Here is a 25,937-nt window from a genome sequence, read left to right on the forward strand (position 1 = left end):
CCGTGTCAGGGACTTGGTCCGAGCACGTTGGTGCGCCGGGTTCCCCTTGAGCGGAGCCGTAAACGTACTGGAGCGGGGCGCCCCGATGCAAATCGAGGCGCCCCGCTCCTTACGTGCCTCAGACCTCGACGACGACCGGGAGGATCATCGGGCGTCGGCGGTACGTGTCGGAGACCCACTTGCCCAGCGTGCGGCGGATGAGCTGCTGCAGCTGGTGGGGTTCGACGACGCCGTCCTGGGCCGACTTCTCCAGGACGTCCTGGATCCTCGGGAGCACGGCGTGGAACGCCGAGTCCTCGATGCCGGAACCGCGGGCCTGGATGTTCGGGCCGCTGGTGATCTTGCCGGTGCTGGAGTCCACCACCACGAAGACCGAGATGATGCCCTCGTCCCCGAGGATCTTGCGGTCCTTCAGCGCGGGTTCGCCGATGTCGCCGACCGAGAGGCCGTCGACGTAGACGTAACCGGCCTGGACCTTGCCGGAGATCTTCGCCTTGCCGTCGACGAGGTCGACGACGACGCCGTCCTCCGCGATGACGATGCGGTCGTGCGGGACGCCGGTGAGGGCGCCGAGCTCGGCGTTGGCGCGCAGGTGGCGCCATTCGCCGTGGACCGGCATCAGGTTCTTCGGCTTGCAGATGTTGTAGAAGTACAGGAGCTCGCCCGCGGACGCGTGGCCCGAGACGTGCACCTTGGCGTTGCCCTTGTGGACCACGTTCGCGCCCCAGCGGGTCAGGCCGTTGATCACCCGGTAGACCGCGTTCTCGTTGCCGGGGATCAGCGACGACGCCAGGATCACCGTGTCACCGGAGACGATCCGGATCTGGTGGTCCCGATTCGCCATGCGGGACAGGGCCGCCATCGGCTCGCCCTGGGACCCCGTGCAGACCAGGACGACCTCGCTGTCGGGCAGGTCGTCGAGCGTCTTGACGTCCACGACCAGGCCGGCGGGGACCTTCAGGTAGCCGAGGTCACGGGCGATGCCCATGTTGCGGACCATCGAGCGGCCGACGAAGGCGACCCGGCGGCCGTACTCGTGCGCGGCGTCCAGGATCTGCTGGATGCGGTGCACGTGGCTGGCGAAGGACGCGACGATGATCCGCTTCTGCGCGCTGGCGAAGACGCCGCGGATCACGTTCGAGATGTCGCGCTCGGGCGGGACGAAGCCCGGGACCTCGGCGTTCGTCGAGTCGGTGAGGAGGAGGTCGATGCCCTCCTCGCCGAGCCTGGCGAAGGTCGGGAGGTCGGTCAGGCGACGGTCCAGCGGGAGCTGGTCCATCTTGAAGTCGCCGGTGTGGACCGCCATGCCCGCAGGAGTGCGGATGGCGACGGCCAGCGCGTCCGGGATGGAGTGGTTGACCGCGATGAACTCGCAGTCGAACGGGCCCAGGCGCTCGCGCTCGCCCTCGGACACCTCGAGGGTGTACGGGCGGATGCGGTGCTCCTGGAGCTTCGCCTCGATGAGGGCGAGGGTCAGCTTGGAGCCGATCAGCGGGATGTCCGGCTTCTCGCGCAGGAGGTACGGAACGGCGCCGATGTGGTCCTCGTGGCCGTGCGTCAGGACGATGCCCTCGACGTCGTCAAGACGGTCCCTGATGGACGTGAAGTCCGGCAGGATCAAGTCGATTCCGGGCTGCTCCTCCTCGGGGAAGAGCACTCCGCAGTCGACGATCAGCAGACGGCCTTCGTACTCGAAGACGGTCATGTTGCGCCCGATCTCACCGAGGCCGCCGAGCGGGGTGACGCGCAGGCCACCCTTCGGAAGCTTCGGCGGGGCGCCGAGTTCAGGATGCGGATGACTCAAAAGACTCTCCTCAACCACGCGCGCCACGTACCTGTAGGCACGTGGCGCGCATGACGTTCGTGCAATAGCAGTTGTGGTGGTTCCTGGGGTCTTGCTGTTCAGTTGGTGATTCTGTTCATTCAGTTGTGAAGCTTTGCCAAGTCTGTGATCAGAGTTGTACCCCGCCGGCAGCAAGATCGATCTTGAGCTGAGCCGTTTCTTCCGGGGTGAGTTCCACGAGCGGCAGTCGCAGCGGGCCCGCGGGTACGCCCTTGAGGGCGAGGGCGGCCTTCGTCGTGATGACGCCCTGCGTGCGGAACATGCCGGTGAAGACCGGGAGCAGCTTCTGGTGGATCTCGGTCGCCTTGTGCACGTCACCCGTCGAGAAGGCGTCGAGCATGGCGCGCAGCTCGGGCGCGACGACGTGGCCGACGACCGAGACGAAGCCGCACGCGCCGACCGAGAGCAGCGGCAGGTTGAGCATGTCGTCGCCGGAGTACCAGGCGAGGCCCGAGCGGGCGATGGCCCAGGAGGCGCGGCCGAGGTCGCCCTTGGCGTCCTTGTTGGCCACGATGCGCGGGTGCTCGGCGAGGCGGACGATCGTGTCGGTGTTGATCGGTACGCCGCTGCGGCCCGGGATGTCGTAGAGCATCACGGGGAGTTCGGTCGCGTCGGCGATCGCCGTGAAGTGGCGGAGCAGGCCCTCTTGCGGGGGCTTGTTGTAGTACGGCGTCACCGTGAGCAGGCCGTGCGCGCCGGCCTGCTGGGCCTGGCGGGCGAGTTCGATGCTGTGACGGGTGTCGTTGGTGCCGACGCCCGCGACGACGTGGGCGCGGTCACCGACCGCCTCGACGACGGCTCGTACGAGATCCGATTTTTCCGCGTTGCTGGTGGTCGGGGACTCGCCGGTGGTGCCGTTGACGACCAGGCCGTCATTGCCTGCGTCCACCAGGTGGGCGGCGAGCCGCTGCGCGCCGTCGAGGTCGAGTGCGCCGTCCGCCGCGAAGGGCGTGACCATGGCGGTGAGGACCCTCCCGAAGGGGGTCTGCGGAGTCGAGGTCGGAGCCATGGGTAACACGCTACTCGCTGCTCACTACCGGGTCCCCCCTCGGGGGATGCGACAAGTCGGAACAAAGGTGGAGCCCGGCACTGCCTGCTCGGGGGTTCAAGCAGTGCCGGGTCCGTTTGATCAGGCTAGATGAACTTTCCGAAAAGCCGCAATACGGACACTTCGGTCGGGTGCCCGTACATCTGTGCCGATGCCGGGGCTCCCGGCCCGCGCTTGGTCAGCACGGGCGGGCCTGGTCGGAGTTACGGCGCCACGCGGCCGTTGGCATTGAACGCCGCGTACGTGAGCGGCATGAGGGTCGCCCACTCCGCCTCCATCTTCTCGCCGACCATCTCGATCTCCCGCTGCGGGAAGGACGGCACCTTGGCGAGCTCGTGCTGCGTGCGCAGGCCGAGGAAGTGCATCAGCGAGCGCGCGTTGCACGTCGCGTACATCGAAGAGAACAGGCCGACCGGGAGGACCGCGCGGGCCACCTCGCGGGCGACGCCCGCGGCCAGCATCTCCTGGTACGCCTCGTACGCCTGGCGGTACGAGTCCTCCATCACGCGGCCCGTCAGTTCCTGCTGCGCCTGCGTGCCCTCGACGAACTGGTACTTGCCCGGGCGGCCCTCCTGGACCAGCTTGCGCTCGGCGTCCGGGACGTAGAACGTCGGCTGGAGCTCCCTGTACCTGCCCGATTCCTCGTTGTACGACCAACCCACGCGGTGCCGCATGAACTCGCGGAAGACGAAGATCGGGGCGCTGATCAGGAACGTCATCGAGTTGTGCTCGAAGGGGCTGCCGTGCCGGTCCCGCATCAGGTAGTTGATCAGGCCCTTGGAGCGCTCGGGGTCCTTCGACAGCTCGTCGATCGACTGCTCGCCGAGCGTCGAGACGCGGGCCGCGAACAGCACGTCCGTGTCGCTCGCGGTGTGCTTCACCAGCTCGACGGTGACATCGCCGCGGAACGTCGGCTTGAGGTCTTCAGCTGGGGTTTCGGTCATGCTGCCGGGGTCCTTCCCATCACTTCACCAGGGCGGCGCCCACTCTACGGGCCGCCGCTGACAACGGCCTTCATCCGTCGATCTCCGGCGAACGGGAGCGAAGTTTGGTGAATTTGGTGAAACAGGGCACCCTTTGAAGCGATCGCTCGTCTGTGTAGATGAACACACTTTCTGGATCGAGCATCACCAGTCGCTTGAGGAGTAGTAGCCCCATGTTCCGTCGGCGCGAGCCCGTACCGTTCGCCTTCATAGCCGAAGCCGACAAGTTCCGAAGCAACGTCACACCACCCGCGCGGGAGCGTCCTTCCGCCGGGCAGCGCGCCGGACGCGCGCTCGTCGGCCTCACCGTCGTGGCCGGCCTCGTGGGCGCCCTGCTGATCGGAATGCCGGCCCTGTCGATCGATCAGACCACGCAGCACACGCAGCATTCGGAGGCGGCCGACGGTCGCTGACGGTCGCCGGCACGGCCGCTCCCCCTCCGGCCCCCCTGGGGTGGAAGGCCGGTGCGACCCCGGATAACCTCACCGGGCACAGCCCCGTTACCGCGTGGACCGAGTGAGGACCCGTCGTGCCCCTGCCCTTCCTGACGGCCGACCGTGCTTTGGACGAGGCCGCGGACATCCCGCTGCCGTTCGACGACCGCGACCAGTGGCGGCGCCCCTACCGCCCCGGTCCGTACCGGGTGGGTGTGGCCGCGCTGTTGCTGCTCCTGGCGTCGTACGTGCTGTTCGCGTCGGTGATCATCGCCGTCGCGGGTGACACGTCCGCCGCGACGGTCTGCGGGGTCCTCGCGGTGCTGATCATCGCGTCGGCGCTGCGGCTGCTGCGCATGGGCACCTGGGTGAGCGCGCGCGGGCTGCGGCACGTCTCCTTCTTCGTCACTCGCACGGCGCCGTGGGACCGGGTCGCCACCGCGCGCACCGTGCAGCAGCCCGTGCGCTGGCTCGGGCTGCCGCGCACCGTGCAGGGGCAGGCGCTGATCCTCGTACAGCGGGATCAGCAGGGGGATCAGACGACGCTGCTCACCAGTCACAGCGCGGACTTCCTGGGGCGGGGCACGGCGTTCGACCGGGCCGCCGACACCGTCGAGGTCTGGGCCGAGGAGTACCGCGCCCGGCGCTGACGCATTACGAAGGGGCCGCACCGGCATCGTGCCGGTGCGGCCCCTTCGTACGTGCCGCGTGGATCAGACGCCCACGGAGCGGCCTTCATGGAGCGCGATCGCGCGCTGCATCGCCTTACGCGCGCGCGGGGTATCCCGTGCGTCCCGGTAGGCGACAGCGAGGCGGAACCAGCAGCGCCAGTCCCCCGGTGCGTCCTCCGTCTCGGCCTTGCGCTTGGCGAAGACCTCGTCGGCGGAGTCGCGGTCGATGCGGCCGTACTGGTCGCGACGGAGCTCGTCGACGGGCAGTCCGCCCTCCGCCTCGAGCAGTTCGCCGAGCCGGTTGGCCTTGGTGACGAACCTGGTGTTCGCCCACAGGAACCACACGCCGATCAACGGCAGGATCAGCACCGCGATCCCGAAGGTGACCGTCAGCAGCGTGCCCTGCTGGAGGAGCATCACACCGCGGTCGCCGGCCAGGACGAAGTAGAAGACCAGGACCGCGGCCGTGACGGCGTAGGTGATTTTCGCGCGCATCGCAGCAGGTCAGCCGTTCAGATCGAGGAAGTGTTCCAGGCCGAAGGTGAGGCCGGGGGCCGCTCCGACCTTGCGGGCGCCGAGCAGGATGCCCGGCATGAAGCTGCTGTGGTGCAGCGAGTCGTGCCGGATCGTCAGCGTCTCGCCCTCGGCGCCGAGGAGGACCTCCTGGTGCGCCAGGAGGCCGCGCAGGCGGACCGAGTGGACCGGGACGCCGTCGACGTCCGCGCCGCGCGCTCCGTCGAGCGCAGTGGCCGTGGCATCGGGCGCGGCCTCGCTGCCCGCCTTCTCCCGCGCCGCCGCGATCAGCTGCGCGGTGCGGGCGGCCGTGCCGGACGGGGCGTCGACCTTCTTCGGGTGGTGCAGCTCGATGACCTCGACGGACTCGAAGTACGGCGCCGCCGCCTCCGCGAACTTCATGGTCAGGACCGCGCCGATGGAGAAGTTCGGGGCGATGAGCACGCCCGTCCCCGGGGAGTCCGCCAGCCACTGGTTCAGCCGCGCGAGGCGCTCGTCGGTCCAGCCCGTGGTGCCTACGACGGCGTGGATTCCGGACCGCACACAGAATTCGAGGTTGTCCATCACCGAGTCGGGCGTGGTCAGTTCGACCGCGACCTGGGCGCCGGACTCGACGAGGACGTCGAGCTTGTCGCCGCGGCCGAGGGCCGCGACCAGCTCCATGTCCTCGGCCGCCTCGACGGCCCGTACGGCCTCGGAACCGATGCGGCCCTTGGCTCCGATGACCGCCACGCGCAGCTTGCTCATGTTCTGTCCGTTTCCTTGACCCACGTGTTCTTACGCGACCGCTTCGTGCAGGCGCGATGCCTGCTTGTCCTTGAGCGGACCGATGACCGACAGGGACGGGCGCTGTCCCAGGATGTCGCGTGCGACCGCGCGCACCTCGTCCGGGGTCACCGCCGAGATGCGCTCCAGCATCGCGTCGACCGACATCTGCTCGCCCCAGCACAGCTCGCTCTTGCCGATGCGGTGCATGAGCGCCCCGGTGTCCTCGAGGCCGAGGACCGTGGAACCGGCGAGCTGGCCGATGGCACGGCCGATCTCGTCGTCGCTGATGCCGTGCCGCGCGACCTGGTCCAGCTCGTCGCGGCAGATCTTCAGCACGTCGTGCACCTGGCTGGGCCGGCAGCCCGCGTAGACGCCGAAGAGGCCGCAGTCGGCGAAGCCCGAGGTGTACGAGTACACGCTGTACGCCAACCCGCGCTTCTCCCGGACCTCCTGGAACAGGCGCGACGACATGCCGCCGCCGAGCGCCGTGTTGAGCACGCCCATCGCCCAGCGGCGGTCGTCCGTGCGGGACAGGCCCGGCATGCCGAGGATGACGTGGGCCTGCTCGGTCTTGCGGTCGAGGAGCTCCATGCGGCCGGCGGTGCGCAGGGTCCTGCGACCGGCGCGCGGGGCGACCGGTGCGGCGAAGTCCTGCGGGGCACCCGCCTTGTCGAAGGCCGCGCGGACCTGGCGTACGACCTTGTTGTGGTCGACGTTGCCCGCCGCGGCCACGACCAGGTGCGTCGGGTCGTAGTGCTTCTTGTAGAAGCGCGTGATCTGGCCCCGGCTGAGCGCGTTGACCGTGTCGACCGAGCCGAGGACCGGGCGGCCGAGCGGGGTGTCGCCGAGCATCGTGTGCGCGAACAGGTCGTGCACGACGTCACCGGCGTCGTCCTCGGTCATCGCGATCTCTTCGAGGATCACGCCGCGCTCCGCGTCGACGTCCTCCTCCTCGATCAGCGAGCCCGTCAGCATGTCGCACACGACGTCGATGGCGAGCGGCAGGTCGGTGTCGAGCACGCGCGCGTAGTAGCACGTGAACTCCTTCGCCGTGAAGGCGTTCATCTCGCCGCCGACCGCGTCTATGGCGGCCGAGATGTCCAGCGCGCTGCGCTTCTTGGTGCCCTTGAAGAGCAGGTGCTCCAGGTAGTGCGTCGCGCCGTTCAGCGTCGGTGTCTCGTCGCGCGAGCCGACGTGCGCCCAGATGCCGAAGGTGGCCGAGCGGACCGAGGGCAGGGTCTCGGTGACGATGCGCAGTCCGTTCGGCAGCGTCGTCTTGCGGACCGTGCCGATGCCGTTCGCGCCCTTGATGAGGGTTTGGGTACGGGCGACGGCCCGCACCTCCGAAGAGGTGCGGGCCGCCGCCTTGGTGCTACGGGACGTCACTTGTCGGCGTCGTCCTTCTTGTCGTCGTCGCCCTCTTCGCCCTCGATCACGGGGATCAGGGAGAGCTTGCCGCGGGAGTCGATCTCGGCGATCTCGACCTGGACCTTCTGGCCCACGCCGACAACGTCCTCGACGTTCTCCACGCGCTTGCCGCCGGCGAGCTTGCGGATCTGCGAGATGTGCAGCAGACCGTCCTTGCCCGGCATGAGCGAGACGAACGCGCCGAAGGTCGTCGTCTTCACGACGGTGCCCAGGTAGCGCTCGCCGACCTCCGGCATGGTCGGGTTGGCGATGCCGTTGATCGTGGCGCGGGCGGCCTCGGCCTGCGAGCCCTGCGCGGCACCGATGTAGATGGTGCCGTCGTCCTCGATCGTGATGTCGGCGCCGGTGTCCTCCTGGATCTGGTTGATCATCTTGCCCTTCGGGCCGATGACCTCACCGATCTTGTCCACGGGGATCTTGACCGTGATGATCCGGGGGGCGTTCGGGGACATCTCGTCCGGGACGTCGATCGCTTCCATCATCACGTCGAGGATGTGGAGGCGGGCGTCGCGGGCCTGCTTCAGGGCGGCGGCCAGGACGGAGGCCGGGATGCCGTCGAGCTTCGTGTCCAGCTGGAGCGCGGTCACGAACTCCTTGGTGCCGGCGACCTTGAAGTCCATGTCACCGAACGCGTCCTCGGCACCGAGGATGTCGGTCAGGGCGACGTAGTGCGTCTCGCCCTTGATCTCCTGCGAGATCAGGCCCATGGCGATACCGGCGACGGGGGCCTTCAGCGGCACACCGGCGTTCAGCAGCGACATGGTGGAGGCGCAGACGGAGCCCATCGACGTCGAGCCGTTGGAACCGAGGGCCTCGGAGACCTGGCGGATCGCGTAGGGGAACTCCTCGCGCGTCGGCAGGACCGGCACGATCGCGCGCTCGGCGAGCGCGCCGTGGCCGATCTCGCGGCGCTTCGGGGAGCCCACGCGGCCCGTCTCACCGACGGAGTACGGCGGGAAGTTGTAGTTGTGCATGTAGCGCTTGCGGGTCACCGGCGAAAGGGTGTCCAGCTGCTGCTCCATGCGCAGCATGTTCAGCGTGGTGACGCCCAGGATCTGGGTCTCGCCACGCTCGAACAGGGCCGAGCCGTGCACGCGCGGGATGGCCTCGACCTCGGCGGCCAGGGTGCGGATGTCGGTGACACCGCGGCCGTCGATGCGCTTCTTCTCCTTGATGACGCGCTCACGGACCAGGGACTTGGTCAGCGAGCGGTACGCGGCGGAGATCTCCTTCTCGCGGCCCTCGAACTCCGGGAGGAGCTTCTCGGCGGCCAGACCCTTGACGCGGTCCAGCTCGGCCTCGCGGTCCTGCTTGCCCGGGATCGTGAGGGCGGCGGAGAGCTCGGTCTTGACCGCGGCGGTCAGGGCCTCGAGCACGTCGTCCTGGTAGTCCAGGAAGATCGGGAACTCGGCGGTCGGCTTCGCGGCCTTCGCGGCGAGGTCCGACTGGGCCTTGCAGAGGACCTTGATGAAGGGCTTCGCGGCGTCGAGACCGGCGGCGACGACCTCCTCGGTCGGCGCCTCGGCACCGCCCTTGACCAGCTGGATCGTCTTGTCGGTGGCCTCGGCCTCGACCATCATGATCGCGACGTCGCCGTCCTCCAGGACGCGACCGGCGACGACCATGTCGAAGACGGCGTCCTCGAGCTCGGTGTGCGTCGGGAACGCGACCCACTGGCCGTTGATCAGCGCGACGCGGACGCCGCCGACCGGGCCGGAGAAGGGCAGACCGGCCAGCTGCGTCGACGCGGACGCGGCGTTGATCGCCACGACGTCGTACAGGTGGTCGGGGTTGAGCGCCATGATCGTGGCGACGACCTGGATCTCGTTGCGAAGGCCCTTCTTGAAGGACGGGCGCAGCGGGCGGTCGATGAGGCGGCAGGTGAGGATGGCGTCCTCGGAGGGGCGGCCCTCGCGGCGGAAGAAGGAGCCGGGGATCTTGCCGGCCGCGTACTGCCGCTCCTCGACGTCCACCGTGAGGGGGAAGAAGTCGAGGTTGTCCTTGGGGTTCTTCGAGGCCGAGGTGGCCGAGAGCACCATGGTGTCGTCGTCGAGGTAGGCGACGGCGGAGCCGGCGGCCTGGCGGGCCAGACGGCCCGTCTCGAAGCGGATGGTGCGGGTGCCGAAGGAGCCGTTGTCGATGACGGCCTCGGCGTAGTGGGTCTCGTTCTCCACTAGCGTTTTCTCCGTTACTTTCGTCTGTTACGTCTTTTGTCCACTGCTGCCCGTGTGGCAGAGGGACGGGTGGAGAAGCGCGCCTGGGGTGCGGGCCGGTCTTCGATCGAAGCTCCCGGGGATCCTCTTTCGTCTCCGGGGGCCACTACCGAGGACCGGCGGCGGCGAGGAGGCGCTTCTCCTCATCTGCGTAGTCGTACGTCACCAGACTACAAAGCCACAGTGACAGTGCGCACGTACGGCAAAGGGAGCGGCCCCCTCAATCGGGAACCGCCCCCTCTCGCAGCGTCTTAGCGGGCGCCGGCCGCACCGCGGCGGATGCCGAGGCGCTCGACCAGCACACGGAAGCGCTGGATGTCCTTCTTGGCCAGGTACTGCAGCAGGCGGCGGCGCTGGCCGACCAGGATGAGCAGGCCACGACGCGAGTGGTGGTCGTGCTTGTGCGTCTTGAGGTGCTCGGTCAGGTCCGAGATGCGGCGGGAGAGCATGGCGACCTGGACCTCGGGAGAGCCGGTGTCGCCCTCCTTGGTGCCGAACTCGGTCATGATCTGCTTCTTCGTAGCGGTGTCGAGAGCCACGCTTACTCCTCGTAGAGTCTGATTGCCGCCGAGTGCCCCTGGTCTACATCTCAGGAGAGCTTCCGTAACTCGGGAGGCGGGGATCCGCTGGGCGCTGCCCCCAGGAATGTCCTGCAATGCCGGGGGCGCGTACACAAACGGCCGTCACACAGCGTACCAGCAGCCCGGCGACCGCCCTGCCGGCGGCCGGCCGGGCCGAGGTCAGCTGACCATGCTGCGCACCTGCGTGTAGAGGCCGAGCACCGCGAGGCACAGCGGTACGAGGGTCAGCAGCACGAAGCCGTCGAACAGGTCGAGCATGCGACCCCAGAACGGGGAGACGCCCTTGCGCGGCACGGACAGGCCGACGATCACGAGCAGGGCCGCTCCCCCGCCGATCGCGGCGGCGAACCAGAGGATGTGGATGTTGAGCGGGGCGCTGTCGCCCTGGACGAAGCTCTGCAGGAGGGCGTGCGGGGTGTTCAGGGTCACGCCGAGGATCAGCAGACCGAGAATCAGCAGGCCGCCGACGACCAGGGACGCGACCTGCGCGGTGTAGTCGAACAGACGGGCGCGCAGCATGACGGCGATGCCGGCGGCCAGGGCGAGCAGCTGCGCCCAGACGTCGTCGGAGAAGCCGAGGACCACGCCGGCCGAGGCGACGGCGAGGGCCGCGCAGCCGATGACGAGGCCGAGGAGCAGCTCGTGCGCGCGGCGGACCTGGGCGCCGATGCGGTCGAAGTCGATGTGCTCTTCCTCGTCGCGCCCGTAGTCGCGGCCCTGGGAGATCTGGTCGGGCGAGCGGTAGCCGATGGGCAGCCGGGCGGAGCGGGCGGACATGCCGGGCAGCCAGGCCATCGCGATGATCGCGACGACCGCGGTGACGGCGGCGACCTCGCTCGGCGACGCCTCGGTGATCAGTGCGCCGAACGTGGCCAGGGCGCCGACGGCCGAGCAGAGGGCCGCGGCGACGAACACGGCGTCGCCGTGCGGCAGCAGCACCACGAGCAGCGCGGAGGCGATCAGCACCACGACACAGCCGGACAGCAGCTGCAGCCGGCCCGGGCCCGAGTCGGCCTCGGTCGGGAAGATCCCCGAGCCCGCGATCAGCAGGTGCGGCAGGGCGGCGAGGCCGAGCGAGGTGGACGCGGCCCGGTCTTCGTACACCCGCGCGCGGACCACGGAGAGGGCCACGAGCAGGACGCCGACGACACCGGCGATGATGCCGGGCAGGCTGTGCATGTCGCGGTCGATCGGGTTCGAGAACCAGAGCGCGAACGCCATCAGCGTCAGCAGCAGGACGCCCGCACCGAGGCCGACGACGCTCATCAGGCCGTCGCTCCAGCGGCGCCGGTCGCGGCGGACCGCGGAGGCGACCGCGTCGGAGACGTCGTCGAACACGGCCGCGGGGAGCGACTCGGAGAACGGGCGCAGCAACAGCACGTCGCCGTCGAGGACCCGCTGGTCGGCGAGCGAGCGGCCGGCGTCGAGGACGGTGCCGTCGCGGCGGACCAGGTGGTACCCGGTGGGGTCGCCCTCGGCCTGGCTCTGCCCGGAGAGCTGGAGGATCTCCGGGTAGATGTCGGCGAGAGCGGCGTCTTCGGGCAGGGCCACATCGATACGTGCGTCCGGTGCGGCGACGGTGACCCGGCAGAAGCCGGTTCCGCCACCGGCAAGAGCTGTGGTGCTCACCTCTCGGTTCCCCCTAATGTCATGACTTGGTGTGGTGTCGGTGCGGCGGCGCGGCGTCCGGACGGCGTCACGCGCGGTGCGACAGCGTAGCGTCCTGTGCCCATCTCACCCCACAGGCCCCGGGACTTGACGAGAGTCAGTAGGATCACCGGGCACGCCGGAGCTCTTTGCCTTCGGCCTGGGGGAACCGCCAGTAACGGGGGCGGTCCGACATGTCCCGACGTGCACGACATCCGTGCGCGCTGAACTGATCGACGACTGAAGATTTAAGGACTGGTGCTTCGGTGAGCGTGGTCATCGTCAAGCGACCGCCTCGGGTGTTGCCACCCGACGTACCGACGGACGAGGTGCGTCTCGAGCCGCCGCCGGAGCTGGCGCGGGCCGAGGACCAGAACCTCATGATGAGCCTGCTGCCCATGCTGGGGATGGGCACGTCGTCGGCGTTCTTCTTCACGTCCGGCCAGTCGATCATGAAGATCATGGGTGGCGTCATGATCGTCTCCACCCTGGCGATGGCCCTTGCGCAACTGGTCAAGGCCCGGCAGGGCGGCGGGGCCGAGATGGCCCAGGAACGCCAGGACTACCTCAAGTACTTGACGCAGGTCCGGCGTGACGTGCGGACCACCGCGCGCATGCAGCGCGACGGGCAGTACTTCCTGCACCCCAACCCCGAACAGCTGTGGGCGCTGGTCGCCGAGGGCCGCCGGGTGTGGGAACGGCGCGGGAGCGACTCGGACTTCACGCAGGTGCGGCTCGGGCTCGGCCCGCAGCAGCTGGCAACTCCCTTGATGGCGCCGGAGACCGCGCCGCTCGACGAGCTGGAACCGCTCACCGCGCACGCGATGAAGTCGTTCCTGGAGACCCACGGCACGCTGGACGCACTGCCGTTGGCCGTGTCGCTGCGCTCCTTCTACCACGTGAGCGTCTCCGGCGACCCGGACACCACGTACGGCGCCGCCCGCGCGATGATCGCCCAACTGTGCACCCTGCACTCGCCCGAGGACCTGCGGGTCGCCGTCGTCGCGTCGCCCGGCGCGATGGCCGAGTGGGAGTGGACGAAGTGGCTGCCGCACGTGCAGCACAGCAGCACCGACGGCGCCGGCTCCCAGCGCGTGATCGTGGGCGACCTCGGTGAGGTCGAGGACATGCTCGCCGACGAGCTGGAGGGCCGCGGCCGGTTCAACCCGCAGGGCCCGCCGGTGGTCGACCAGCCGCACCTCGTCGTCGTCATGGACGGCGGCACCGTGCCCGACGACTCGCTCATCGCGGGCGCCGAGGGCCTCCAGGGCGTGACCATCGTCGAGGTGGTCCCCGGCATCGTGGAGGAGCTGCGCGGCTCGCTGTCCGTGCAGGTCCAGCCGGACAGCCTGCTGCTCGAATCGCAGGGCGGCACCCAGTACACCGGCACCTGCGACACCCTGTCGCTCACCGAGGCCGAGGCGCTCGCGCGCCAGCTCGCGCCGCTGCGGGCCGGCTCCGCGGACGGCGACGAACCGCTCCTCGCCAACCTGGACTTCACCGAGCTGATGGGCATCGGCGACGCCGGTTCGGTGGATGTCGCGCGCACCTGGCGGCCCCGCACCCTGCACGAGCGGCTGCGTGTGCCGCTCGGTGTGGACCGCGAAGGGCAGCCGGTCATGCTCGACATCAAGGAGGCCTCGCAGGAGGGCATGGGCCCGCACGGCCTGTGCGTCGGCGCCACCGGTTCCGGTAAGTCCGAGGTGCTGCGCACCCTCGTGCTCGCCCTGACGGTGACGCATTCATCCGAAACGCTGAACTTCATCCTCGCCGACTTCAAGGGCGGCGCGACCTTCGCGGGCATGTCCGAACTCCCGCACGTCGCCGCCGTGATCACCAACCTGGCCGACGACCTCACCCTGATCGACCGCATGCGCGACTCGATCACCGGTGAGCTCCAGCGCCGCCAGGAGCTGCTCCGCTCGGCGGGCAACTACGCGAACATCACGGACTACGAGAAGGCCCGCGCGGCCGGCGCCCCGCTGGACCCGCTGCCGTCCCTCGTCATGGTGCTCGACGAGTTCTCCGAACTCCTCACCGCCCGGCCCGACTTCATCGAGATGTTCATCCAGATCGGCCGCATCGGCCGTTCCATGGGTGTGCACATGCTGCTCGCCTCGCAGCGCCTTGAAGAGGGCAAGCTGCGCGGCCTGGACACCTTCCTCTCGTACCGGATCGGCCTGCGTACGTTCTCGGCCGCCGAGTCCCGCACCGCGATCGGCGTCCCGGACGCGTACCACCTGCCGAACGTCCCCGGCTCGGGCATCCTCAAGTACGACACCGAGACGATGATCCAGTTCAAGGCGGCGTACGTGGGTGGCGTCTACCGGGCCGGTGGCGCCGGTGGCGGCGGATCGCGCACCCACCGGCAGCCGGTGCTCTTCACGGCGGCGCCGGTCGCCGAGCAGATCATCCACGAGCCGGAGCCCGAGGCCGTTCCCGACCAGGTCGACGACGCGCTCGCGGACACCGTCCTCGACGTGATCGTGGCGCGGATCGTCGGCCAGGGGCCGCCCGCGCACCAGGTGTGGCTGCCGCCGCTGGAGGAGTCCCCGTCGGTGGACTCGCTGCTCCCGCCGCTGTCGACGACCCCGGAGCGCGGCCTGCACGCCGCCGACTACCCGGCGCTCGGCAAGCTGGTCGTGCCGATGGCCCTGGTGGACAAGCCGTTCGAGCAGCGGCGCGACATCCAGTACCTGGACTTCTCCGGTTCGGCCGGTCACGGTCTCGTCGTCGGTGGTCCGCAGTCCGGCAAGTCGACGCTGATCCGCACCGTCATGACCTCGTTCGCGCTCACCCACACCCCGTCCGAAGTGCAGTTCTACTGCCTGGACTTCGGTGGCGGCGGCATGCTCGCGATGGAGGGCCTGCCGCACGTCGGCGGGGCCGCGTCGCGCCTCGACTCCGAGAAGGTGCGCCGTACGGTCGCCGAGGTGCGCGGCATCCTCAACGAGCGCGAGGAGTTCTTCCGCGCCAACAACATCGACTCCATCGGTACGTTCCGGTCCCGGCGCGCCGCAGGGCAGTACCCGGACCAGCGCTGGGGCGACGTCTTCCTCGTCATCGACGGATGGGCCGCCTTCAAGACCGACTACGAGCAGCTCGACCCGGTCATCCTCGACCTGGCCTCGCGCGGCCTCGGCTTCGGCGTCCACCTGATCATCGGCTCCGGCCGCTACACCGAGGTCCGGCCCGCCCTGCGCGACCAGCTCCTCAACCGGGTGGAGCTCAAGCTCGGTGACCCGATGGAGTCCGAGTTCGACCGCAAGAAGATGGAGGCCGTGCCGCTGGGCATGCCCGGTCGCGGCCTGACCCCCGACAAGCTCAGCTCGCTCGGCGGACTGCCCCGGATCGACGCCTCCTCCGACGTGGAGACCCTCGGCCAGGCCATCGAGCACATGGTGACGACGATCGCCGAACACTGGCAGGGCCCGCCGGCCCCGCCGGTGCGCATGCTGCCGACCAAGCTGCACATCAGCGAGGTCCCCAAGGGCAACGACTTCCCCGAGCGGGGCGTCGCGATCGGTGTCGACGAGACGACGCTGTCGCCGTCGTTCATCGACTTCGAGACCGACCCGCTGATGGTGGTCTACGGAGAGTCCGAGTCCGGCAAGTCCGCGTTCCTGCGCATGATCGCCAAGCAGATCTCCGAGCGGTACGCGACCGACAAGGCGCTCATCGTCGCGGGTGACTACCGGCGCGCGCACCTGAGCGAGCTGCCCGAGTCGCACCTCTATAAGTACTGTGCCTCGGGTCCGCAGCTCCAGGAGGTCGTCACGAGCCTCGCGGGCTCCATGGGCCGCCGTATGCCGGGCCCGGACGTCACGCCGGAGCAGCTGCGCAACCGCTCCTGGTACGACCTGCCGGACGCGTTCATCATCGTCGACGACTACGACCTGGTGGCGACCAGCTCCGGCAACCCGCTCCAGTCGCTGCTCGAGTACCTGCCGTTCGCCCGCGACCTGGGCCTGCGCATCATCATCGCGCGCAGCTCCTCGGGCGCCGCGCGTTCGTCCTTCGAGCCGGTCATGCAGCGCATGAAGGAGCTCGGCGCGACGGGCCTTGTGCTCTCCGGCGACCCGGCCGAGGGCCAGATCTTCGGCCCGCTCAAGCCGCAGAAGCTGCCGCCGGGCCGAGGCATGCTCGTCACCCGCAAGGGCGGGGCGCAGCTGGTGCAGACGGCGTGGTTGCCGATGCGGAGCAGCTGACGAACGTGACTGACGAACACAACTGACGAACGCGTAGTGCCCGCGTCGCGCCCGCGTGACGTGTGTACGGTACGGCGCCGGGGATCGGGTCAACCGATCCCCGGCGCCGTACGTGCAACGAGACCTGAGGAGACGGAAGTTGACCACCGCGCCACGCACCGCCGACGAGGCCCTCGCGATCGCCCGGACGACGTTCCAGCCACTGTGCGCGGACGGAACCCCGGCGACGCTCAACGTCCAGGAGTTCGACCTGGGCTTCCTGGTCTACGCGACCTTCCCGCCGACCGAGCCGCCTTCGTACGGCGGCAGCCACCTCGTCGTCTCGAAGGCGGACGGCTCGACGATGTACGTTCCGAACTTCCCGCCGGAGTCGGCGATCAGCCTGTACCGGCGGCAGGTGGAGCGGGGCTGACGCGGGACCCCACAAGGTCTCGCCCTGCCCACTGTCACCGGGCGACACTAGACTTCGTGGGCGGATCGGCCGCCTCGATGCCTCCCTTGACCGTCCACCGTCCCCGTTCGATGGAGATCCGATGGAGACCCAGCCGTGACCACGCACGACCAGGACCAACGGCAAGCCGGACAGCCGGCCGGTGACGGCTCCCCTGCGGCCACGGGCCCGGGCAACACGGCCGTGTTCACGTACGTCGACCCGCGTACCGGCGAGGAGACGTACCTGACCCGCGTCTCGGGCCCCGGCCTGCCGCACGTCGAGTACCAGGCGTGGTCGGACCTGCGCCGCGCGGACGTCCCCGCGGACAACGTGGTGGCGATCCACACGGACCTGAGTCCCGCGTCGCTGCCCGGCGGCTACACCGTCGACGCGCTGACCGTCGGCTTCCCCAACGCCACGCTGTCGTCCGGCCACGCGTACGGCACGGACCCGGCCGAGCGTGCCGAGGGCGTCGCCGCGCTCACCGCACAGGCGGAGTCGATGGCGCGGCTCGCGGGCCAGGCGCCGCCGCCGCGCCCGCACCGCGTACCGCTGCCTGACGCGCCCACCTCGCCGACGCCGCTGCCGGCGGACCTCCCCCGCGACCTTCCGGTTCAGGCGTACGGCCAGGAGGCGCTCGCTTCGGCGGCGCTCCCCGAGTCGGCGCGCGCCGCCCTCGCGAGCCCGGGGCTCCCCGCCGACGTCCGCTTCTTCTTCACCGCCGACCGGCCCGAAACCCCGCCGCGCGGCGGCCTGTTCGTGGACGCGGCGACCAACCTGCGCGAACTCGGGGCCGAGCTGTCCCCCGCCGCCGTCGACATCCTCCGCGCCCACACCCGGATCGGCACCGACGGCCGGTACGTGATCACGGTGCAGCGGGAGACCGGCACCGTATGGGCGGCCAACCCGGCCACGGGCAGCGGCCGTTACGTGAACGCGTCGGTCGCCGCCTTCGCGCACTGCCTCGCCACGCTCGCCGCCACGCGCGACGGCATGCCGGGCATGAACCCGTACGAAGCGGGGGCGGCGGTCGCCGATCTCCAGGCCCGCCTGATCGAGCTCGACCCCACGTGCTTCGACGACGCCGGGAACTGGTGGTCGGTGATCATCGAGCAGATGTGGCACGGCTTGTTCTGACCCACTGTCCGTCCGCCAGCCCGAGAGGACCCTCAATGCCCCGCGAAGGATTCCGTACCGATACGACGTCCCTGGCCACCGAAGGCACCGCCTTCCAGGACCTGGGCACCGCGTTCGCCAAGGCCGCGGCTTCCTTGCAGAACGGCCTGGCCTCCGTGAACGCCTGCGCCCCCACCAGCGGCGGGGCCCCCGCCCCCGAGAAGGGCCAGGTGGAGGGCTTCGTCCAGGGCCTGACCAGCTTCGCCGACAAGGCGGACATGCCGCCGTGGGGCGACGACGAGATCGGCGAGAAGTTCGGCATCGCCTATGAGGGTCTCCAGACCGGCATGTTCGAGTCGATGAAGCACCTGGCTCAGGAGCTGACGAACATCGGGGGCGCGCTCGGCGCGATGGCGAAGAACCACGACGAGAACGAGTCCTTCAACGAGCAGCTGATCCGCCAGGAGCAGAACGACGTCGACTTCGCGGCGGGCAGCGGCGGCACCGTGTCTCACATGACGAAGATGACGTGAGGGGCAGCGGCTCACCGGGCGGCAGGTCTACAGGGCTCTATTAGGGGCTACAGGGAGGGCGAAAGGGGCGGTCAGATCGCCTGTCCCACCCCGATGACCAGCAGCGCGCCGACCATCAGCCACAGCCCCGGGCGCCCCATGCCGCCGGCCCCGCGCGCGGCGAGCCACAACGCGCCGCAACCGGCCGCCACACCAAGGGCGTTGGCACCGATCGCGACCGTGCCCGCGCCCCCGACGGCCTGCCCGACGAGCGCCGCGACGGCCGCCGCGAGGAAGACGGCCGCGCACACGATCCCGCGCCGCCGCTCACGCCGCGCCGCCTCAGCGGCCCGCGCCTGCTCCTCGGCGAGCGCGCGCTCCTCCGGCGGAAGCTCGGTCTCCCACTTCCGCGAGAAATCCGCCTCCCACTGCAGACCGGTGCCGTCTCCACCCGTACGTGTCATGCCCGCGACCCTAACCGACCAGCGGCACGCGGCTCATCCCGAGGCGCTCGGGGGTGGCATGGAGCCGTAGCCGGCCGTAGGTAGCTAGTGATCCATCAGCGCCACACCCCAGATCCCTGCCGCCGCCCCGATCGGGTCGATCGTGGCCTGTCGGTCCTTCACTCGGCGCGCGACGTCGCGCGTCTCGATCTCGTCGCCCGAACCCGTGAACACCTGGACGCCGAGCAGCCAGACGGAGACCATCGCGAGGAAGTCGTGCAGGTTCCGCCCGACGATCTCCGCCCGGTTGGAATCCTCGCGGTTCTCGCCGGGCAGGTGCAGGATCCGCCCGGTCGGGCCGTCGATCACTACGTCGTCGCCCATCCAGCGGCCGATGGCGTAGTACGGGCCAGTGAGGGTGATCGGTTCGTGTCGGTGGTCGGTGTCCGGCACGTCGGCGGGCCAGGACACCTCGCGCAGAAGGTGTTCCGGGCGCGGCGGCAGCGGGCCCGTGTGCGTACCCTGCGCGACGTCGGTCCAGCGGTGGTCCGGTTCCAGGCCGTAGAAGCCGAGGCCGTGTACGTCGCGGAAGGACGGCAGTCCCTGCGTGACGAGGAATTCGCGGGTGGTCGGGTCGGCGAGGCCCTCGGGCAGCAGCGGCTCCCGCACCGGGTACAGGGGCCCGGGTTCGGCCCCGAAGATCGTGTCGAGGTCCGAGGGCCGAGGTGCGGGGCCGTGGGCCGGGACGGTCGCCGGGGCGGTGAGCACGGACGGGCACAGGGCCTCGACGCGATCGCGCGGGCCGAGGTCGGTGAGGGGCGTTGTCCGGGGCGCGGGCTCGATCCCGAACAGGCCGCCCCAGCCGCCGAGTACGACAGTGTCGCCGACGGTCACCGGGCCGGCTTCCAGGAGATAGCGGTTCGCCGGGTCCACCTCGGGCCGGTCGTCCGCACCGCCCGGGGTCGGCCACCGCAGGCCCGGCAGCGCCTCCTCCGGCGGCTGCTTCCGTGACCAGGCACCGGAGCCCAGCACCTCCCCGGTGTGCGGTTCGTGCAGGGTCACTTGGCGCTCCCGGCCCTGGTAGGCGACGGCCGCCACGACCGGACGGCCGTGCAGGCGCATCTCCAACAGGTCGTAGACATCGGAGAAGTCGAGATACGACACGTGCAGGCCGACCGGCGGCCGCCAACGCGACCACCGCACCCGCCACGGCAACCGGACACCACTGTGCTCCAGCCCCTCCGCCAGTTCCGTGTCACCCCGGACCGTCGCCTGCAGATGCAACCAGGCCACCCACGTCGGCTGGGAGCACGGCAGGACGGCGTACTCCCGGGCATGCACCGCGTCGGCAAGTACCGAGCCCGTAGGCGCTTCCTTCATGCCTGCGCCTTCGGCCGCCTCCAGCAGTGCTGTCGGGGGGATGTGTGCGACGAGGTGTGTGTCGCGGAGCAGGGCGGTGAACAGTGGGAAGTCCGTGGCTCCGGCGGCTCCAGTTTCTCCGGTGTCTCCGGTGGCTCCGGTGGCGAGGTCCGCCGCCGCGCAGTGGGCGGCGAGCGTTGTCGCGGCGTAGTCGGCCAGCGGGTCGGGGGCGAGGTCGGGGCGGCCCTCCGACTCCGGTCCCTCCGTGTGCACCCGGTTCACCCACCGCGTGCTCAACTCCTTGAGACGGCCGTAGAGGTGGCGGTGGGTCCGTGCCCGGTCCTCGGCCGGGAGCCGACCGCGCAATACCCGCGCGACGGACTCGTCCCGGAAGGAGACCACCGTGCCATCGCCCTCGGCGGCCAGAAGTTCTCCGTGCTGCTCAACCACCCGGGCCAAGTGGTCGACCTCGACGGGCCGGCCGGTCACGCCCGTCACCAGTTCCTGCCAGACGCCGTACGGCACCGTACGCGCTTCTGCCTGCGCCAACGCTTGGATCTCAACGGGTGCTTCGTGCGGTGCGGCCTCCGCCGACAAGGCTGGTGCCGACAGCAGGAGCGGCCGGTCGGCGCTGCCGAGGAGGCGGGTGTCCCGGGAGGTGACCATCACGGCGTGGCCCTTGCCGCCGACGCTGCCCAAGGCGCGCAGCAGACGCTGCGGTTCGCCACTGGTGCGGACGCTTCCCACGAGTTCGAGATGGGGAACGAGAACCAGCCGCGCCGGCTTCTTCGGCACACGCCGGGACCAAGCCCTGGGGGCCTTGACCCGCGCCCCGAGAGCACTGAGAACCTTGGTGAGCGCTTCGTCCGCGGTGCAGCCGTCCACATCGACGAGGACGCTGTCGGGCACCCGCTCGTGCACAGCGTGCAGGAGGTCCTCGCCCTGGCGGTCCGACGGGTCTACGACGCAGTTGACGCCCCAGCCCGTGAGCGTTTCCCAGCCGTCGGCGATCCGGTCGATCGCCGCCGCAGGAGACAACTCGTCGTCATGTGCGGGGTCATGTGCGGGGTCATGTGCGGGTTCTTGTGCCCCGTTGTGCATGCTGCTCACCTTCACGTCCCAACCCGAGGGTGGGCCTCATTGCCCGACCATCTGTGTTCTCACATGGATCCACGTTTCCGCAACGACGGCGAGGTGGTCCGCCAACTCCTCGTCCATCCTGGCCTTCTCCTCGGTCCCCGAATGCCGGTACGTCGTGCTGTAGTACACCGGCACACCATTCATGGACTCGTGGCGGGCGATGGTTCGGGAACATTCCGCGTAACCCGTGTTGAGCTCTTTCGAACCACAGGGTTCGCGTTCGGTATACAGGCCGGCGATCTTGTACTTCGGATCGGCCCCGGGCTCGGTGGCCCCGTTGACGGTATCGACCCAGTTCAAGATGTGCGATTCGGAGTGCAGCGGGCTCACGCCGTCCCCACCAGGGGGGACGGACGAATCGACGACGTAGGTGCTGTTGCCGTCGGCGTCGACCAGTTCGACCACCGCATAGTTCTTTCCGGACAGATCGGGCCCGTTGCCGGACTCGAGCGCATCCTCGAGAAGGTCTTTGATCCTCCGCCGTTTCGCGGGCGAGAGGTCGTCGGCGACGGAATCGTTGAAGACCCTCCGCAGATCGGCGAACGCCTTCTTGGAATCGGAATCCGACCGGTACTTCGCGGGCAGATCCGGCGCCGCCTCATTGCGTCGCCTTGCCGCTGAGGACTCATAGTCGTTCACGGCGGGGTTGGGCACCTGCTTGTCGCCGCTGCCCTTCGTGGTGCCCTCGTAGGGGGAATGGCTGTCCGGAGGGCGCTCCGGGCTGTTGCCGACCGCGTTGTCCGCATGGAAGGAATTGCTCATGCGCGCGATCGCCGCGATCACGGCGTACTTCTCACCGTCGTTCATCGTGGCGAAATCCTCGCCGAGCGCGTCTCTCAACTCGGCGTCGGTGAAGGCGGTCGGCGGAACCTCCCTGCCCCGATGATTGTCGACGGCCTCGCCGTAGACACGCTGGGCCTCTTCCCTGCGCGCCGTGGCCTCGGCGAGCGGACCGTCCTTCAGCGCACTCGCCTGGTCCGTCGCGCCGTTCTTCTCGTGATCCTTGATCTGCTTCTCGATCGCCCGTTCCTCGGCGAGCGCCTCTTGCAGGGCTCGTCGCGGCGTCTCGACCGGCTCCATCGCGGCCTCGTAGCGCTGACGACGGTCGGCTGCCTCTTCCAGGAGCCTGGATAGGGGGGCGTCAGGGTGCTTCTCCGGGTCGACCCAGTCCCGCATGGACTGGTGCACGGCGTCCAGGTCGGTCCGATACACGGGGTGAGACTCCCGGAGAGCGCCCTGAATCGGGTCGGGAGCCACGCCCTGCTGGAGGTCGCCCTTGCCCTCGGGTATGAGGCCGCCGTTCCGGTCGGCGCGAGTGGGGTCCAAGTCGCGTCTGGATTGCGGCTCTTGTTGGTCCTGCGACTCTTGTTGATCCTGGTCCTGCTGGTCCTGCTGGTCCTGCTGGTCCTGCTGGTCCTGCTGGTCCTGCTGGTCCTGCTGCGAGGGCTCCTGATTGGACTGTTCAGGGGCCGAGCCATAGGCGGCCGCGGGGTCGGAGCTGTCCCCGGCCTGAGCCGCCGACTCGGACGAGTCGGAATCCGTGTCCTGCTTCTTCTCCCATGGGGCGTCCATGGTCTGGCCGTTGGCGTCGAAGGGGACGTAGCGGACGCCGGCGGCACCCGTGTGGATGGGGTTCGGGCTGACTTCGCCGGTCTGGTGGTCGACCCAGATGATCTGGCCGTTGTGGTTGTAGACGTTGAAGGCGTGACCGCCACCGCCGGGCCACTGGACGCCGACGACGGCGGCGGATCCGGGGCCGGCCTCCTGGAGATGGTGGGCTATTCGCGCGTAGGGGTTGGGGTGGTCGGCGCCGGCCCAGATCTGGGGGCGGCCCGCCCAGGCGTCGAGGTTGTTGTACGAGTCGCGCTCGGGCGACATCGTGTCGAGCTTGCCGTCCGCGGTGGTGTCGGGGGTGCGAGGGGCGGAGACCTGGGGGTTGCCGAACCAGGTCGACAGGCCGGCGCGGGCATTGTCGAGGCAGTTGTTGGAGCGGCCGGGTTGTTGGAGGCCGCCGTCGTTCTGGAGTTGGGCCCATTCGCCGTGGGGGTCGGGGTGGCGCTGTGGGGTGCCGTCGGGGTTGCGGGGGACGGCGTCCGCCAGGGCTTGTTGATGGGCCGGGTCGGGTGGCAGGAGCCCGTAGGGGGCGTGGTTCAGGCTGTCGCGGATCTGCTGGAGGCTCTGGCCCTGGGAGAGGGGGGCCGGCTGGTTCTGCTCGGGTGGTGTCGTGGTGGGTGGCGGTGGTGTGGGCGGGTTGTTCGAACCGGGGTGCTGGTTGCCGGAGTTGTTGTTCGGGGGCTGGTTCGGGGTGGGTGTGGGGGTGGGTACGGCGTAGACGCCGGCCGGGCCAGGGGTGTTGGCGGCGGGGTTGGGAGTGCCTGGGGTGGGGTTGCCTGGGGTGGTGGGGCTGGGCACCGAGGGTGACGTCGGTGTGGGGGTGGGGCTGGGTCGGGGCGTGGGTGTCGTGCGTTGGGGGGCGTCTGTACGGGGTGTGTTCGTACGGGGAGGGGCCGTTGGCGTGGCCTGGCGCGACGGGCCCGGGGTCGTGGGAGGCGTGTTCGCGGCCGGGCCCGGGGTGGAGGTCGGCGCGGCGTGAGGGGCCTGGTTGGGGGCCGGAGTTGAGGTGTTGGGGTCGCTGCCAGGTGTCGGGTTAGCCGTGTGTGCAGGCCGGGTCGGGGCGTGGGCTTCGGTGGCGGTCGCGCTCTGGGAGTGGAAGGTCGGAGCGGACGTGCGTGAGGGCGACGTCGAGTCGGAGCCCGTGTGGTTGCCGGTGCCCGGGTTCGGTATGGAGCCCGGCGTGCTGGAGGTGGGCTGTTGGGCCTGGGTACGTGGGTCGGTGCCGGTCGCCGTGTTGGTCTCCGTGCCGGTCGCCTGGTCGGTTGCGCGGTCGTGTGAAGGCGGTTGCGACAGGGGGCCGTTGGACTCTTGGGTCGGGGTGGCGCTCTCCGATGCCGTGTTGATGCTCTGAGACGAATCGGGCTGCCCGGTGGCCGGAGTCGTATCCGGAGTGGATGTGGGGGCGGGTGTGTTCGTGTCTGTCTCTACGCGCGCGTGCGGGACTTCCGCCTCCACGCGCGCGTGGGGGACCGAGGACTGCGGGTCCGACGCGGCGGCCGCGGGCGTGGCCGGGTCACCGCCCTCACGCTGCGGGCTCGACGACGCGTCCGACGACACGTCTGGCGTCGCGGCCGACGGGGTGTCCGGCGTGGACTGCGGCCCAGGCTGCGGTCCGGGCGAGGTGTCGGGCGTACTCGACGGGCCTGGGGAGCCGCCGGCATCCGTCGACGTCAAGGTCTGCGCCGCCGCGGCGCGCTGCTCGTGGTAGCCCTCGTCGAAGGGCGTCAACGGCCGATCGGAAGCCTGCGTCGAGGGGGCGGCCGGTGCCGATGTCGGCGTCGACGCCGAGGCCGAAGTGGCGTCGCTGCTCGCACCAACGGATGCCGCGACGGACGCACCGCCGGTGTCACCGGTGTCACCGGAGGCCGACACACCAGCGGTACGCCCTCCGTCACTCCCGGACCCACCGGAGGCACCAGAGACGCCGGACCCACCGGAGGCGCCACCACCACCGTTACCCACCCCAGCACTTGAACCAGAGCCGGACTCCCCAGCCCCCGAATCCCCGCCCCGGGCCCCGGAATCGCTCCCCGAATCCCCGCCGCCATCCGCCCCGTCCGACGACGAGTTCCCCGCCGCACCGTCCAACCCGCCCCGCGCATGCGCCCCGGCGCGGCCCGCGCCCCCGTCCCGTAGCGACTCACCCAACGTAGAACCGAAGTTGTCGAACCCGTCCTTGACGGCAGACTTCCCCGCCTCGGCCGTACGCCCCAGGTTGTACCCGTCCTGCGCACCGAAGTTCTGGTTGACCGTCTGCGCGACCAGGTCCTTGCTCATCTCCTCCAACGCGGAGACGAACGGCTCCTTCACCGCCTCCAGCGCCGCTTCCATCAGCGCCTTCGCGGCCTCCTTCAGAATCTTGCGGATCGCGATCCGGGACGCCTGCGTCATCGCCGCGGACGCCACGCCCGACAGGCCGAACGTGACCACCGCCGTCGCCGCCGCCACCGCGATCTGGATCGCCAGCACAATTAGCTGAATGATCACCGCGATCTTCATCCCGATGATCAGTAACGCCGCGACCTCGAAGACGGACGCGATCACCTCGGCCGCCTGCCGGGCGTCGTCCAGATACCCCGAACCGCCCGAGAACTTGTCCCACTTCTCGACGAACGCGTCGATGGATTCGCCGTAGTTCTCCGACGTGACATTGCCCGCCGACTGCATCGCGGCCGCCTGAATGTCCCCGACCTGCGCCCCGAAGTCCCGCCACGTCTGCGCGCACTGCATCATGTGGTCCTCGTTGGCCGTCGGCCAGTCGAAGCCCAACATCTCCAGCAGCCAGGCCAACTCGTCCGGCAGCATCATCGCCATGGCGGCATCTCCCCCGTGTCGCCGTACATCTGTGGGGCCCCGAGTGCCTCAACAGACGTAATTTTGCGCGGAGTTTACCAAGCCACCCGTCCGCATGGGCACCCTCACCGGCCACGCGTGTCCCGTTGTCAGAGGTCGCCCTTAAGGTGGGCAAGCACGTGAAAACGGG

At 69.8% G+C, this 25,937-nt stretch carries 18 protein-coding genes; 6 read left to right on the top strand and 12 right to left on the bottom strand.

The features are described from left to right. Window positions 1-118 precede the first annotated feature (118 nt). The 3 genes from ACP4E5_RS14660 to thyX form a co-directional block, all read right to left on the bottom strand. The gene (locus tag ACP4E5_RS14660; protein WP_425828750.1) at window positions 119-1,804 is read right to left on the bottom strand and encodes a ribonuclease J; all 1,686 of its coding nucleotides are present in this window, start codon (window positions 1,802-1,804) and stop codon (window positions 119-121) included. A 148-nt stretch (window positions 1,805-1,952) separates the two neighbouring features. Then, a complete protein-coding gene (dapA, locus tag ACP4E5_RS14665) occupies window positions 1,953-2,852 on the bottom strand; it encodes a 4-hydroxy-tetrahydrodipicolinate synthase (protein ID WP_425828752.1) in 900 nt (299 codons plus the stop codon). A 242-nt stretch (window positions 2,853-3,094) separates the two neighbouring features. Next, entirely contained in the window at window positions 3,095-3,835 is a 741-nt protein-coding gene (thyX, locus tag ACP4E5_RS14670; RefSeq protein WP_425828754.1) for an FAD-dependent thymidylate synthase, read from the bottom strand. A 212-nt stretch (window positions 3,836-4,047) separates the two neighbouring features. Here thyX and ACP4E5_RS14675 point away from each other — a divergent pair, with 212 nt between their 5' ends. Both ACP4E5_RS14675 and ACP4E5_RS14680 read left to right on the top strand, forming a co-directional pair. Next, complete coding sequence (locus ACP4E5_RS14675) at window positions 4,048-4,287, top strand: hypothetical protein (protein WP_425828756.1); 240 nt, start codon at window positions 4,048-4,050, stop codon at window positions 4,285-4,287. A gap of 116 nt (window positions 4,288-4,403) precedes the next feature. Continuing rightward, complete coding sequence (locus ACP4E5_RS14680) at window positions 4,404-4,958, top strand: hypothetical protein (RefSeq protein ID WP_425828758.1); 555 nt, start codon at window positions 4,404-4,406, stop codon at window positions 4,956-4,958. A gap of 63 nt (window positions 4,959-5,021) precedes the next feature. Here ACP4E5_RS14680 and ACP4E5_RS14685 read toward each other — a convergent pair whose 3' ends face one another. From ACP4E5_RS14685 to eccD, 6 genes are all read right to left on the bottom strand, one after another. Then, on the bottom strand, window positions 5,022-5,474 hold the full coding sequence (locus tag ACP4E5_RS14685) for a hypothetical protein (RefSeq protein ID WP_425828760.1): 453 nt from the start codon (window positions 5,472-5,474) through the stop codon (window positions 5,022-5,024). Between the two features lie 9 nt (window positions 5,475-5,483). Continuing rightward, window positions 5,484-6,239, bottom strand: coding sequence for a 4-hydroxy-tetrahydrodipicolinate reductase (gene dapB, locus ACP4E5_RS14690; RefSeq protein ID WP_425828762.1), 756 nt, complete (start codon window positions 6,237-6,239; stop codon window positions 5,484-5,486). A gap of 30 nt (window positions 6,240-6,269) precedes the next feature. Continuing rightward, entirely contained in the window at window positions 6,270-7,646 is a 1,377-nt protein-coding gene (locus ACP4E5_RS14695; protein ID WP_425828764.1) for a M16 family metallopeptidase, read from the bottom strand. After that, complete coding sequence (locus tag ACP4E5_RS14700; RefSeq protein ID WP_425828766.1) at window positions 7,643-9,862, bottom strand: polyribonucleotide nucleotidyltransferase; 2,220 nt, start codon at window positions 9,860-9,862, stop codon at window positions 7,643-7,645. The genes ACP4E5_RS14695 and ACP4E5_RS14700 overlap by 4 nt, the downstream gene beginning before the upstream one ends. A gap of 290 nt (window positions 9,863-10,152) precedes the next feature. After that, complete coding sequence (rpsO, locus tag ACP4E5_RS14705; protein ID WP_266714890.1) at window positions 10,153-10,440, bottom strand: 30S ribosomal protein S15; 288 nt, start codon at window positions 10,438-10,440, stop codon at window positions 10,153-10,155. 201 nt (window positions 10,441-10,641) lie between these two features. After that, window positions 10,642-12,111: a type VII secretion integral membrane protein EccD gene (gene eccD / locus ACP4E5_RS14710; protein ID WP_425828768.1), complete on the bottom strand. Its 1,470-nt coding sequence runs from the start codon at window positions 12,109-12,111 to the stop codon at window positions 10,642-10,644. 284 nt (window positions 12,112-12,395) lie between these two features. Between eccD and eccCa the strand changes: the two genes are divergently transcribed. From eccCa to ACP4E5_RS14730, 4 genes are all read left to right on the top strand, one after another. Beyond that, entirely contained in the window at window positions 12,396-16,337 is a 3,942-nt protein-coding gene (gene eccCa, locus ACP4E5_RS14715; RefSeq protein WP_425828770.1) for a type VII secretion protein EccCa, read from the top strand. Window positions 16,338-16,476: 139 nt separating this feature from the next. Continuing rightward, a complete protein-coding gene (locus ACP4E5_RS14720; protein WP_425828772.1) occupies window positions 16,477-16,749 on the top strand; it encodes a hypothetical protein in 273 nt (90 codons plus the stop codon). Between the two features lie 135 nt (window positions 16,750-16,884). Then, on the top strand, window positions 16,885-17,907 hold the full coding sequence (locus tag ACP4E5_RS14725; RefSeq protein WP_425828774.1) for an SUKH-4 family immunity protein: 1,023 nt from the start codon (window positions 16,885-16,887) through the stop codon (window positions 17,905-17,907). A 35-nt stretch (window positions 17,908-17,942) separates the two neighbouring features. After that, the gene (locus tag ACP4E5_RS14730) at window positions 17,943-18,419 is read left to right on the top strand and encodes a hypothetical protein (protein ID WP_425828776.1); all 477 of its coding nucleotides are present in this window, start codon (window positions 17,943-17,945) and stop codon (window positions 18,417-18,419) included. Window positions 18,420-18,490: 71 nt separating this feature from the next. Here the strand turns inward: ACP4E5_RS14730 and ACP4E5_RS14735 are convergent, their stop codons facing one another. The 3 genes from ACP4E5_RS14735 to ACP4E5_RS14745 form a co-directional block, all read right to left on the bottom strand. Further along, window positions 18,491-18,862, bottom strand: coding sequence for a hypothetical protein (locus ACP4E5_RS14735; protein WP_425828778.1), 372 nt, complete (start codon window positions 18,860-18,862; stop codon window positions 18,491-18,493). An 84-nt stretch (window positions 18,863-18,946) separates the two neighbouring features. After that, window positions 18,947-21,301, bottom strand: a complete 2,355-nt coding sequence (locus tag ACP4E5_RS14740; RefSeq protein ID WP_425828780.1) for an SUKH-4 family immunity protein — start codon at window positions 21,299-21,301, stop codon at window positions 18,947-18,949. A 36-nt stretch (window positions 21,302-21,337) separates the two neighbouring features. Further along, window positions 21,338-25,768 carry a toxin glutamine deamidase domain-containing protein gene (locus ACP4E5_RS14745; RefSeq protein WP_425828782.1) on the bottom strand — a complete coding sequence of 1,477 codons (4,431 nt, stop codon included), beginning with the start codon at window positions 25,766-25,768 and terminating at the stop codon, window positions 21,338-21,340. Between the last annotated feature and the right edge of the window lie 169 nt (window positions 25,769-25,937).

It is taken from the genome of Streptomyces fractus, assembly GCF_049844455.1.
In the GTDB taxonomy this organism is placed as follows: domain Bacteria; phylum Actinomycetota; class Actinomycetes; order Streptomycetales; family Streptomycetaceae; genus Streptomyces; species Streptomyces fractus.